Origin of the sequence: uncultured Algibacter sp., from assembly GCF_963976535.1 — a bacterium.
Lineage (GTDB): Bacteria > Bacteroidota > Bacteroidia > Flavobacteriales > Flavobacteriaceae > Algibacter_B.
Window position 1 is genome coordinate 1 of the sequence record NZ_CAXBLF010000005.1, and the last position, 12,596, is coordinate 12,596.

9 protein-coding genes are annotated in these 12,596 nt (G+C 33.0%); 6 read left to right on the forward strand and 3 right to left on the reverse strand.

The features are described from left to right. Positions 1-76 precede the first annotated feature (76 nt). Both AAC024_RS02695 and hutH read right to left on the reverse strand, forming a co-directional pair. Positions 77-2,074 carry a urocanate hydratase gene (locus AAC024_RS02695; protein WP_339893641.1) on the reverse strand — a complete coding sequence of 666 codons (1,998 nt, stop codon included), beginning with the start codon at positions 2,072-2,074 and terminating at the stop codon, positions 77-79. Positions 2,075-2,082: 8 nt separating this feature from the next. Further along, positions 2,083-3,576: a histidine ammonia-lyase gene (gene hutH, locus AAC024_RS02700; RefSeq protein WP_339893642.1), complete on the reverse strand. Its 1,494-nt coding sequence runs from the start codon at positions 3,574-3,576 to the stop codon at positions 2,083-2,085. An 82-nt stretch (positions 3,577-3,658) separates the two neighbouring features. On the opposite strand from hutH, the gene AAC024_RS02705 reads away from it, so the two are divergent. The 3 genes from AAC024_RS02705 (at position 3,659) to AAC024_RS02715 (ending at position 7,990) form a co-directional block, all read left to right on the forward strand. Next, the gene (locus AAC024_RS02705; protein ID WP_339893643.1) at positions 3,659-4,558 is read left to right on the forward strand and encodes a LysR family transcriptional regulator; all 900 of its coding nucleotides are present in this window, start codon (positions 3,659-3,661) and stop codon (positions 4,556-4,558) included. A gap of 480 nt (positions 4,559-5,038) precedes the next feature. Beyond that, on the forward strand, positions 5,039-6,679 hold the full coding sequence (locus AAC024_RS02710) for a hypothetical protein (RefSeq protein ID WP_339893644.1): 1,641 nt from the start codon (positions 5,039-5,041) through the stop codon (positions 6,677-6,679). Positions 6,680-6,811: 132 nt separating this feature from the next. Then, complete coding sequence (locus tag AAC024_RS02715; protein WP_339893645.1) at positions 6,812-7,990, forward strand: glycoside hydrolase family 88 protein; 1,179 nt, start codon at positions 6,812-6,814, stop codon at positions 7,988-7,990. Positions 7,991-8,066: 76 nt separating this feature from the next. Here AAC024_RS02715 and AAC024_RS02720 read toward each other — a convergent pair whose 3' ends face one another. After that, positions 8,067-9,146 carry a substrate-binding domain-containing protein gene (locus tag AAC024_RS02720; protein WP_339893646.1) on the reverse strand — a complete coding sequence of 360 codons (1,080 nt, stop codon included), beginning with the start codon at positions 9,144-9,146 and terminating at the stop codon, positions 8,067-8,069. Positions 9,147-9,334: 188 nt separating this feature from the next. Here AAC024_RS02720 and AAC024_RS02725 point away from each other — a divergent pair, with 188 nt between their 5' ends. The 3 genes from AAC024_RS02725 to uxuA all read left to right on the forward strand — a co-directional run bounded on the left by AAC024_RS02725 (position 9,335) and on the right by uxuA (position 12,576). Next, the gene (locus AAC024_RS02725; protein ID WP_339893647.1) at positions 9,335-10,162 is read left to right on the forward strand and encodes an SDR family oxidoreductase; all 828 of its coding nucleotides are present in this window, start codon (positions 9,335-9,337) and stop codon (positions 10,160-10,162) included. 257 nt (positions 10,163-10,419) lie between these two features. Continuing rightward, on the forward strand, positions 10,420-11,388 hold the full coding sequence (locus tag AAC024_RS02730) for a Gfo/Idh/MocA family oxidoreductase (protein ID WP_339893648.1): 969 nt from the start codon (positions 10,420-10,422) through the stop codon (positions 11,386-11,388). Positions 11,389-11,400: 12 nt separating this feature from the next. Beyond that, positions 11,401-12,576 carry a mannonate dehydratase gene (gene uxuA / locus AAC024_RS02735; protein ID WP_339893649.1) on the forward strand — a complete coding sequence of 392 codons (1,176 nt, stop codon included), beginning with the start codon at positions 11,401-11,403 and terminating at the stop codon, positions 12,574-12,576. The last annotated feature ends 20 nt before the right edge of the window (positions 12,577-12,596 follow it).

Sequence of the window (12,596 nt, forward strand, 5' to 3'; positions counted from 1 at the left end):
TTTATAAGTATCAAAATCATAAATTAAAAGTACTATGAAAATCAGCAAGCCCTAACTTAGGTTTATAATAATACACCTAAAAAAGATGCTTTAACAAGGCATCATCAACTAAATTAGGAACAGTAACCCTTAAATTTGGTGTACGTGCCATTTCTCGTTTTATGGCAAAAATAGCACCTTCGTTGCGTGCCCAACTCCGTCTAGAAATACCATTGTTTACATCGTAAAAAAGCATATTTTTTATACGTGCTTCAGCTTCAGCTGTGCCATCTAAAAACATGCCAAAACCACCATTTATAACTTCTCCCCAGCCAACACCGCCACCATTGTGAATGGACACCCAAGTAGCGCCTCTAAAACTATCGCCAATAACATTGTGAATGGCCATATCTGCAGTAAATCTACTACCATCATAAATATTTGAAGTTTCTCTGTATGGCGAATCTGTACCACTTACATCATGGTGATCTCTACCTAATACCACAGAGCCAATTTCTCCTTTAGAAATGGCATTATTAAATGCGATAGCTATTTTTGAACGTCCTTCGGCATCCGCATATAAAATACGAGCCTGCGAACCTACAACCATATTATTTTGCTTTGCATTTTTAATCCAAGTGATATTGTCTTGCATTTGTAGTTGAATTTCTTCTGGGGCATGGTTCATTAAGTTGTCTAGAACCTCTGCAGCAATTTGATCTGTTTTGTCTAAATCTGCAGGTTTTCCTGAAGCACAAACCCATCTAAAAGGACCAAAACCATAATCAAAACACAAAGGCCCTAAAATATCTTGTACATAAGACGGATATTTAAAGTCTATATTATTTTCAGCCATAACATCTGCTCCGGCTCTTGATGCTTCTAACAAAAAGGCATTGCCGTAATCAAAAAAATAAGTCCCTTTTTTAGTATGTTTATTTATGGCGTTGGCATGACGCTTTAAAGAATCTTGTACTTTTTCTTTAAAAAGTTTCGGATGTTTTCTAATAAGAATATTTGATTCTTCAAAACTCAATCCTACTGGGTAATAACCACCAGTCCATGGAATATGTAAGGAAGTTTGATCTGATCCTAAATGAATAAAAATATTTTCATTATAAAAATGTTCCCATACTTCCACAACATTTCCGATATATGCTATCGAGATTACTTCATTATGCTGTTGTGCTTTCCTTACGCGTTTTGTAAGTGCATCAATGTCATCAAATAAAACATCCACCCAACCTTGTTCATGTCTCTTTTTTGCGGCCTTCGGATTTACTTCAGCACAAACCGTAATACAACCTGCAATATTTCCTGCTTTAGGTTGCGCACCACTCATGCCTCCTAATCCTGAAGTCAAAAATACTTTCCCTGCTAGTGTTTCTTCTTTAGATAAAATTTTTCTAAAAGCATTCATTACGGTTATGGTTGTACCATGAACAATTCCTTGCGGACCAATATACATGTAAGATCCAGCAGTCATCTGTCCATATTGTGTAACACCTAATGCATTGTATTTCTCCCAATCATCAGGTTTGGAATAATTAGGAATCATCATGCCATTAGTAACAACAACTCTAGGCGCTTCCTTTGAAGAAGGAAATAATCCCATGGGATGTCCAGAATACATATGTAAGGTCTGTTCATTGGTCATGGTTGCTAAATATTGCATAGTCAAAAGATACTGTACCCAATTTTGAAATACTGCTCCGTTGCCTCCATAAGTAATAAGTTCTTCCGGATGTTGTGCCACAGCTGGATCTAAATTATTCTGAATCATCAACATTATAGCTGCAGCTTGTTTAGATTTAGCAGGATATTCAGAAATTGCTCTTGCGAATATAGCATAGTTTGGTTTAAACCTGTACATATATATCCGTCCGTATTCTTTTAACTCTTCAGCAAATTCAGTAGCTAAATCATTTTGCCATTGTTTTGGAAAATAGCGTAAGGCGTTTCTAATGGCTAATTGCTTTTCTTCTTTTGAAAGTACATCCTTTCGCTTTGGCGCTCTGTTAAATCCAATTGGATATTCCTTTTTTGGAGGTAAAGTGGTCGGTAATCCCTGTAATATCTGTTCTTTAAATGTCATACTTAATTTTACTTTAAAATAAAAGTTTGATTCACCACTAAATTAATCATAGCATTTATATCATCTTTTAGGAGGCGGTCATCTTCAAGTTTTGCAACTTTTTCTCTTATAATACTAAAATTTTCTTCAATAATATCTGAAAAGGTATTAGGCCTTCTAAATTCCAAAGCTTGGGCAGCATACATGAGTTCTATAGCCAATATTTTTTCCAAGTTTCCTAATATCTGATTGAATTGTCGCCCAGAAATACTTCCCATAGACACATGATCTTCTTGTCCTAATGATGTAGGTATACTATCTGCTGATGGTGGAAAACATAATGATTTGTTTTCGGTAACCAATGCCGCTGTGGTATATTGAGGGATCATAAAACCTGAATTTAAGCCCCCACCAGTTGTTAATAAGCGAGGTAGTCCATATTTACCTTCTAATAATAAATAACATCTCCGGTCTGCAATGTTTCCTAATTCTGATGCTGCAATCGAACAATAATCTAAAGCCATTGCTATGGGTTGTCCGTGAAAATTTCCTCCAGAAATAGCTTCAGTTTCACTTAAAATAATAGGATTGTCGGTTACTGAATTCATTTCTATTTTTGTCAATTTTTTCAAATGATAAAAGGCATTTCTCGAAGCTCCATGTACTTGAGGAATGCATCGCATGGAGTATGGATCTTGTACGCGTTCACAATTTTCGTGAGAATCAACATTTTGTGACTTATAAAGCAGCATGAACATGCGTTCAGCAACTGCTATATTACCTTTAAAAGGGCGAAGTTTATGCAATTCATCTCTAAAAGGAGCAGAACTACCTTGATAGCCTTCTATACTCATAGCACCCGATACATCAGCTAAATCTAATAGGTATTCCATCTTTTTCAAGCCCGTTATGGCATGCGCTAAAATAAACTGTGTTCCATTAATTAAAGCTAATCCTTCTTTTGCTTTTAATTGAATCGGTTTTAATTCATAACCTTTTAATACTTTTTTTGCAGTAACAATTTTATCATCTACCCAAAATTCACCTTCACCAATAAGCGGTAAAAATAAATGAGATAAGGGCGCTAAATCTCCTGATGCGCCTACAGAACCTTGCTCTGGAACTACAGGTAGAAGGTTGTTTTTAATAAAAAATAAAATCCGTTCTATTACTTTTAATCGAATACCTGAATAGCCTTGACACAATGCATGGACTTTACAAATCATCATGAGTTTAGACAAGTTTTTATCAATAGGATTACCAACACCTACAGCATGTGTTATTAGTAAGTTTTCTTGTAGCTTATTAGTTTGCTCTGTCGTGATTTGAATATCACATAACGGACCAAAGCCAGTATTAATACCATAGATAGCCTTATTGGAACTTGCCATCACTTCAACTTTTTTTCTACAGGCATTAACTTTATCTTTTGCTTCTGAAGTTAGTATGCCTTCGACGGTGCCTTCAGAAATACCAATTACCTTATCTAATGTTAATGTGTCTATACCGTATTTGAATATCATTTTTGGAGTATTACTTGATTATCACAAAGTTATTCTTATTTTTGATGTTTAGAAAGACTATTTAAGTCCACTATTGATAACTATGGGTAATCAATTAGAATTTCGTCATTTAAAATATTTTTTGGCAGTTGCAGAAGATTTACATTTTCGAAAAGCAGCTGAACGCCTTTATATTTCACAACCTGGATTAAGCAGACAGATTAAACAAATGGAGGATGATTTAGGCATGAAACTGTTTGAACGTCATAATAGAAAAGTAGAATTGACTGAAGCAGGAGACTACCTTAAAAATGAACTCACTAGAAATTTAAGACAGTTAGACGACATAATAAATCATGCTAAATTACTTCATGATGGCAAAAAAGGACAATTAAAGTTAGGATATGTTGGGTCTGCGATACAGAAAATAATTCCTGAGCTATTAATAAATTACAGAACAGAAAATCCGGATATTGTTTTTAGTTTGAAAGAAATGGATAATCAAAAACAGATAGAAGAATTACTAAATTTTAATATTGATATGGGATTTGTAAGATTAGAGCAAGTCCCGAAAACTATTGAAATAAAACGTATCGTGAGTGATTCATTTTGTATAGTTCTGCCTAAAAAACATCAAATTGACGTATCCAATTTTAAAAACTTGTCGCAACTTAAAGATGAGTCGTTTATCCTTTTTGATCCAGAATACAGCAAATTTTATTACGATAAAGTATTGCAGATTTTCCAAGATAGTGGTTTTACGCCTTTGGTGTCGCATCTTACCATACACGCTAGTTCTATTTATAAATTAGTTGAAAATAATTTTGGTGTTTCAATTGTACCAAAATCTTTAACATCAAATAATCCTAAAGGTGTTAAATTTATTGAACTTGATGGTATTCCGCAGAGAACAGATTTATCTTTAGTTTGGAACAAAACTAATAGAAACCCTTTACTGAATGGAGTTTTAGACTTGGTTTTGAAATTAACACACGATAATTGAAAATAATTTAATCAACTTATAAACTGGTTTCAAATTATTTTAATAGCATTTAATATAATCAATCAATAGTGTCCGATTAAAATTTGTAAGATAGTCCGGACGATAGATTGGTTATAGGCTAAAAGATTTTTTTGAGATATGCCCATTACTTTTATAACAAGTAAAAAATCAAAACCTTTCTGAAATGACAAATCTATTGTAAATTGATTATCAATGCGTTAAAATCAAGTCTTGATTCTATATTCTATTAGCACAGCGGTCTTGATTCTTTTATCTGACAATAATGATAATCAATAAATGATGCACCTCTCTTTTACCTGAAATTAGTATATTTAGAGTATAAAATATTTTTTTCATAAAGCTTCCTAATCTGAATGAACATGAAGAATTGTTCAACCAAATACAGGTTATAAATTAGTCTGTAGAAAATATATTTACAAAACATTAATTATGTTAATGACTCAGTTGAAATCTCCGTTCTTGCTATCAATAATTACTCTTTTTTTTAGTTTTGGATCAGCAAGTATGGCTCAAGAAATACCAGAAATACTAAAATCACAGAACATAGACGATTCAAATTATCTTCCAGACTTTAGTTTTGCAGGCTATCACAATGGCGAAGTTATTATTCCAAAAACCGTTGGTAAAGTAGTTAATGCCGTAGATTATGGTGTGATTCCTAATGACGGTTTAGACGATTCTAAAGCTTTAAAAAAAGCGATAGAGGAAGCTTCAAAAATAGAAGGTAAGGTCACATTGCAATTACCGGCAGGACAATTAATTTTAAGTGATATTTTATATCTAGAACGGAGCTACTTTGTTTTGCGTGGCGCTGGAACAGGAGAGAATGGTACAGAAATATATTGTCCTAGACCTTTATTGTATGCTGATGACCCTGAGGTATTAAAAGAACTTCGAGAATATTTATTAAAGTTTGATAAGCGACAAAGAGAAAAGGAAAATAACGTCGATTTGCCATTTTCTCAATATGCATGGGCTGGAGGTTTTATTTGGACTAAAGTGCCAGGTGTTCGTGTAAAATCCTATCTTCAAAAATATGAGCAACCCTATGATGTTGTTGCTAAGGTTGCGACAGGAAAACGAGGTGAGTTTAGTTTTAAAGTATCCGAAGTAAAACACCTAAATGTTGGAGATATTCTAGAATTACAATTGTTTAATAAAGATGGTAAAAATGGTGAGATTATAAAGGATTTATATAAAAATCAAGATGTTGAAATAGGGTCGCATCATTGGGATTTTCCAGATTTGCCTTTAGTAAGACAGCAAGTAGTTGTAAAAAATATCTCAAATAATAGGGTGACCATTAATACGCCTTTGACTATGGATATTAAATCAAACTATAAAGCACAATTAGTAGTTTGGAAACACCTTGAAGAAGTTGGGATTGAACATTTAAAAGTTACATTTCCTAAATATCCTAGAGTAGCTCATCATGTGGAACCTGGATTTAATGCTATTTATTTAACCAGAGTGTTTAATAGTTGGGTGAATAATGTAGTTATTGAAAATGCCGATAGTGGTGTTTTAAGCGAGGAAATTGCTAATGTTACCATAAAAGATGTTACGACTAAGGGCGAAAATTTCGCACATTATACTGTGATGATGCAAGGCACTTATAATGTTTTAGCTCAAGGGATAAAAGTGTATAATAAGGCCGTACATCCATTAAGTTTTAACACGTTTGCTAGCAAAAGTGTTTATTTAGATTGCGAGGTTTTTGTAGACCCAATTTTGGACCAACATTCTGGTGCAAATCATCAAAATTTGTTTGATGGAATTAAAGTGCATGTATCTCCAAATGATGACAATAGTTATCCTTTATTTGCAGGAGGTGGAGCAGGATATTGGAAACCTTCTCATGGAGCATTTAGCACATTCTGGAATATTGAAGTAAATATTTTAGACGGCTTAGATTCTAAAAACCCTGTTTTGTTAAATGGTATGAATGATGGTCCTTTTGTTAGAATTGTAGGCATTTCAGGAAACCATCAATTTGAAGTAGCTTACGAGCCCAAGGCTCATATTGAATTTGTAAATGTATCCATAAAGAGTGTGCCGTCTTTGTATAGATATCAATTAAAAAAACGACAGAAGCAATAACTAATCAGCCTTCTTTTTGAGTTTAAAATTCTTTATTGTTTATTAAGATTATTTTTGTCCTTTGAATGATGAATTACATGCTAATCTTAACTTAAATCCTTATAATTTATGTTACTAATTAGAAATTTTTTTATGATTAAAGCATGTTGTTTAATTTTTGTGTTTGCACTATTTCTATATGGGTGCAAATCTAATAATAAAACTAAAGCAGAAAGTTCAATTGGTGTTGATAACCTTTTAAAACAACGTTATAACAAACTCCTAGAATACCCTTTAGATTCTATGGCTTTTCCAAGAAGTTATTCGCATGAAAAACAACAAATTAAGAAAGTCCCTTCAAAAGATTGGACCAGTGGTTTTTTTGCAGGAAACCTGTGGCAAATTTATGAGTTGACAGGGAATGAGGACTTTAAAAAGAAAGCGAAAGAATGGACAGCCTTCATTGAAAAAGAAAAGTATAACAACAGAACCCACGATATGGGTTTTAAGGTGTTTAGCAGCTTCGGAAACGGTTTAAGACAAGAAGATAATCAAGCTTATAAAGATATTATAGTTGAAAGTGCACAGACATTAAGCACGCGTTTTAATGAAAATATAGGAAGTATTCGTTCATGGGATTTTAATAAAGACATTTGGCAATTTCCTGTGATTATTGATAATATGATGAATTTGGAATTATTATTTGAAGCCACTAAAATTTCAGGTGATAGTACGTATCATAAATTAGCCATAAAACACGCAAATACCACTTTAAAAAATCATTTCAGACCAGATGGTAGTACATGGCATGTTTTGGATTATGATACTATTACATATCAACCAAGATTGAAAGTAACCCATCAAGGTATTAGTGATAATTCTGCTTGGGCACGAGGTCAAGGTTGGGCCATAAATGGTTATACTATGGTATATCGTTATACAAAAAATCCGAAGTATTTAGAGCGCGCAAAAGCTACCGCTGAGTTTTATCTAAATCATAAAAATTTACCAGAAGATGGTATTCCGTATTGGGATTTTAATGATCCTTCAATACCAAATGTGTCTAGAGATGTTTCAGCAGCAGCGGTTGTGGCTTCTGGATTAGTAGAGCTTTATGAATATACAAATAATGAAGGGTATTTAAATTATAGCAAAAAAGTAATCAAAACTCTAGAAACATCAAATTATGTTCTTCCAGCAAACTTTGAAGCGCCTTTCATCCTAGATCATAGTTTTGGAGACTGGTCCAAAAGGGCTGAAATGGATGAGCCAATTGTATATGGTGATTACTATTATTTGCAGACGTTATTAAGACTTAACTCAATTAAATAAGAATTCAAATCAATATTCTTGTAATTTCTAATTATTAAAATATTAGTCAACTAATTTGTAAGCTTTAAGCATTATTTTATACGTTCTCATTTTCAAAAGCGAATTCATTTCTTTCGTTATAATCTACATTTTCTTTTGTCAAAATATCAATAGGAAGATGTACTTTATTATTTGGTATGCTCTTTTTAATTGTTAAAAAGTCTGTCATTAATCGAACTGATTCATAGCCTTGTTCAAAAGGTTTTTGTGATATTAAAAATGACACAGTATCATTTTTTAAGCATTCAATATTTTGAGGTGTATTGTCAAATCCAATCAGCTCAAGGTTTTTTAAATAAGCAGTTTCTAAACAATCAACAACCATATAAATTCTACTTGATGGCACAAATATGCCTTCAACTTCGGGGTGTTGTTTTAAGTATGAGTTTATTTTTTCTTTGGTCTCAAAAGAGCTGTTTAAGCTTTCTATTTTTAATGTTTGGGTTTTAGAATTTATCTCATTCTTCAAGAAATAATTATTAAAACCTTTTATTCTATTAGATACCGCATTGTTTTTAGTGATGTTATGCCTTGCCTGAATAATTAAAAATGTTGATGGCTTTGGAATACTTAAATTCATAAGCTTACCTGCAATATATCCGGCCATATACGAATCTTGACCAACAAATGCTTTGTTATTAAAGCCATCAATATCAATATTTAAAAACAGATAGGGGATATTAAGAGTTTCTAATTTTCTAACAATTTGCTTTGTTTCTTTTGAAAAATTAGGCACAATAATTACGGCAGTTGGCTTGGTTTCCAATAATGCCTTAAATGTCTTTAAATATGAATCTGGGTCATATTGATTGAAAGTAAAATTATTGACTTGTACACCAAAACTCTTAACGTCATTAGCGCCTTTTAAAATACCTAAATATGGAGACTTCCAAAATAAATCGGAGTCATTATGCTCTGGTATTAATGTGGCAATAAAATGCTTATTCTTCATTGCAAGAGCACTAGCTACTGGGTTTACACTAAATTTATGATACTCAAGAATTTTTTTAACCTTCGCTTCCGTTTTTTTTGATACACCACCACGGTCGTGTATAACTCTATCAATGGTGCCTTCGGAAACATTGGCTTCTTTAGCGATATCCTTAATTGTAATCATATATTTTTATTAATCTCTTTATGTTCATTAAATACTCAAGAATGTAAGAATCAGTTGAAATAATTTTACGCAATTTAATAAAAATTTGTCATTTTGTGTGCGTACACTATTTTTTTTCTATATTTGTGTGTGCGTACACGAAAACGTAATGCATACGAGTTAATTTTAACAGAATAAGAAACTTAAAAATGAGTAAAGTAATAGTTTTAACAGGTGCAGGAGGAGTTTTATGCGGAGCATTGGCAAAAGCACTTGCAAAAGAAGGGCACAAAATAGCAGTATTGGATTTAAGAAAAGATGCTGCAGATAATATTGCTAATGAAATCATTGCTACAGGAGGTGAAGCTATTGGTGTTGCAGCAAATGTTTTAGAAAGAGAGTCTTTGGATTTGGCTAAAATGGAAGTGCATAATAAATTTGGCTTGTGTGATATTCTAATTAATGGAGCAGGAGGGAATCATCCGTTAGGAACAACCACTAACACACATCTACTTGCAGATGATCTTGATAATACAACAGAAGGTTTTAAAACATTTTTTGATTTGGATCCCACAGGAATTAAGTTCGTGTTCGATTTGAATTTTATTGGTACGTTACTTCCAACTCAAGTATTTGCAAAGGATATGGTTGGGAAAGCAGGATGTAGTATTTTAAATATTTCATCTATGAATGCATTTACACCATTAACAAAAATACCAGCTTATAGTGGTGCTAAAGCTGCTGTTTCTAATTTTACGCAATGGTTAGCTGTACATTTTTCAAAAGTAGGGATTCGTGTTAACGCATTAGCTCCAGGATTTTTCTTGACCGACCAAAACAGAAGCTTACTGACTCAAAGTGATGGTAGTTTAACATCAAGAGGTAATCAAATTATAGATCAAACGCCAATGGGTAAATTTGGTGAACCTGAAGACTTAGTGGGAACAACTTTATGGTTGTGCAGTGAAGGCGCATCATTTGTAACAGGAGTGGTTATACCAATAGATGGTGGATTTGCTGCTTATAGTGGCGTATAGTATTTAAGATATTAAATAACAATAGTATGCGATTAAAATTTGTAAGATAGTCTGAACGATATATTGTGCATAGGCTAAAAGATTTTTTAAAGCTATGCCCCTTACTTTTACAACAAGTAAAAAATCAAAGGCTTTCTGAAATGAAAAATCTATTGTAAATTGATTATCAATGAGTTAAAATCAAGTCTTGATTCTATATTCTATCAGCGAAGCGGTCTTGGTTCTTTTATCGGACAATAATGATTAAATAAGTATTAATGATTGATAATACAATTGTTTGGGGAATAATAGGATGCGGAGACGTTGCTGAGGTTAAAAGTGGGCCAGCATTTCAAAAATGTGATAACTCAAAATTATTAGCTGTAATGAGAAGAGATGCGGCGTTGGCAAAAGATTTTGCTAAACGACATAATGTGCCTTTATGGTATAATGATGCTGATAATCTTTTGGCTAACCCAGAAATTAATGCCGTATATATTGCTACACCACCCTCAACACATTTGGAATATAGTTTGAAAGCTATTAAAGCAGGGAAAAATGTGTATTTAGAAAAGCCAATGGTGCTTTCAAAAGAGGAAGGGCAGCAATTATCTAAAGCGACTGCAAACAGTAGTCAAAAACTTGTTGTAGCTCATTATAGGAGGTTTTTACCTATGTATTTAAAAGTAAAAGCACTTATTGAAACCAATGCTATTGGAACTGTTAGTTTTGTTGATTTGAGGTTTTTACAGCCATTCGACTTTAATTCAAAACCAGGATGGAGACTTAATGCATCTGTTTCAGGCGGAGGTTATTTTCATGATCTAGCCCCGCATCAATTAGATTTGATGTACCATTTTTTTGGTGAGTATAAATTTGCAAAAGGACTTTCTGTTAATCAATCAAAAATTAATAATGTAGACGATATGGTTAATGGAATTATTAGTTTCAAAAATAACATCCAATTTCGAGGTATTTGGTCTTTTTCAATTCCAAAATATTTACAAGAGGACAAGTGTACTATTTATGGTGAGGAAGGTACTATCGCGTTTTCTTTTTATGAAGACGAACTCAAGTTAAATACAAAAACTGAAAATAAAATATTCAATTATAAAAACCCAGAAAATATTCAGCAACCACTAATTCAACAAACGGTTAATTATTTCTTAGGAAAAAGAGATAATCCATGTCCTGTTGAAGATGGAGAGCTGGTAATTTCAGTTATAGAAGAATTTTCTAAAGATTAAATAAAGAACAAAATGGAACAAACATGGAGATGGTACGGACCAAAAGATCCCGTAACTCTATCAGATATAAAACAAGCAGGAGCAACAGGTGTTGTTTCAGCTTTGCATCATATTCCTAACGGTCAAGTATGGACTGTGGATGAAATACAAAAAAGAAAAAACACTATTGAAAGCTCAGGATTAACATGGAGTGTAGTAGAAAGTATTCCGGTACATGAAAGCATAAAAACGCGCTCTGGAAATTTTAAAAATCACATAGAGATATACAAACAAAGTATTGAGAATTTGGCCAAATGCGGTGTCAATATCGTATGTTATAATTTTATGCCTGTTCTTGATTGGACGCGCACAGACTTAGGTTTTCAAGTAGAAGATGGGTCTAAAGCACTTCGTTTTGATGTGATTGCTTTTGCGGCATTTGAGCTTTTTTTATTAAAAAGACCAGGCGCTGAAAATGATTATTCTGAAGCTCACCAAAAAGCAGCGAAAACTTATGTAGAGGCGCTTTCAGAAGAAAACAAAAAACAATTAATTAATAATATAATTGCTGGATTACCAGGAGCTGAGGAAGGCTATACTTTAGAGCAGTTTCAAACCATTTTAGATACTTATGCAGCTATTGATGCCTCTGTTTTAAGAGAAAATTTAGTGTTATTCTTAAAAGAAATTATACCTATAGCTTCTAAAAATGAGGTTCTTATGTGTATTCATCCAGACGATCCTCCTTATCCTATTTTAGGATTACCAAGAGTGGTAAGTACTGAAGCGGATTACGCTTATTTATTTGACAATGTACCCGATAGAGCAAACGGAATTACTTTTTGCACAGGATCATTAGGAGTAAGAGAAGACAATGATTTAGTGCAAATTTTTAAACGTTTTGCAGACCGCGCTCATTTCCTTCACTTAAGAAGTACGAAGCGTGATGAACAAGGTAATTTCTATGAAGCCAATCATCTTGAAGGCGATGTAGATATGTACGGTGTTGTAAAAGCAATTTTGGAAGAAGAAAAAAGACGTAAAGCTGAAGGACTTTCAGATTTCACCATTCCAGTAAGACCAGATCATGGGCATCAAATGCTTGATGATTTACATAAAAAAACGAATCCAGGGTATTCAGGAATTGGCAGATTACGTGGGTTGGCAGAATTAAGAGGATTAGAACATGGTATCAAACAAAGTATATAAAAAACAAAACATTCTTTAAG

Coding starts and splice junctions, on each gene's coding strand:
- AAC024_RS02695 (WP_339893641.1), bottom strand. CDS start 2,074: ATGACATTTAAAGAACAGATATTACAGGGATTACCGACCACTTTACCT.
- hutH (WP_339893642.1), bottom strand. CDS start 3,576: ATGATATTCAAATACGGTATAGACACATTAACATTAGATAAGGTAATT.
- AAC024_RS02705 (WP_339893643.1), top strand. CDS start 3,659: ATGGGTAATCAATTAGAATTTCGTCATTTAAAATATTTTTTGGCAGTT.
- AAC024_RS02715 (WP_339893645.1), top strand. CDS start 6,812: ATGATTAAAGCATGTTGTTTAATTTTTGTGTTTGCACTATTTCTATAT.
- AAC024_RS02720 (WP_339893646.1), bottom strand. CDS start 9,146: ATGATTACAATTAAGGATATCGCTAAAGAAGCCAATGTTTCCGAAGGC.
- AAC024_RS02725 (WP_339893647.1), top strand. CDS start 9,335: ATGAGTAAAGTAATAGTTTTAACAGGTGCAGGAGGAGTTTTATGCGGA.
- AAC024_RS02730 (WP_339893648.1), top strand. CDS start 10,420: ATGATTGATAATACAATTGTTTGGGGAATAATAGGATGCGGAGACGTT.
- uxuA (WP_339893649.1), top strand. CDS start 11,401: ATGGAACAAACATGGAGATGGTACGGACCAAAAGATCCCGTAACTCTA.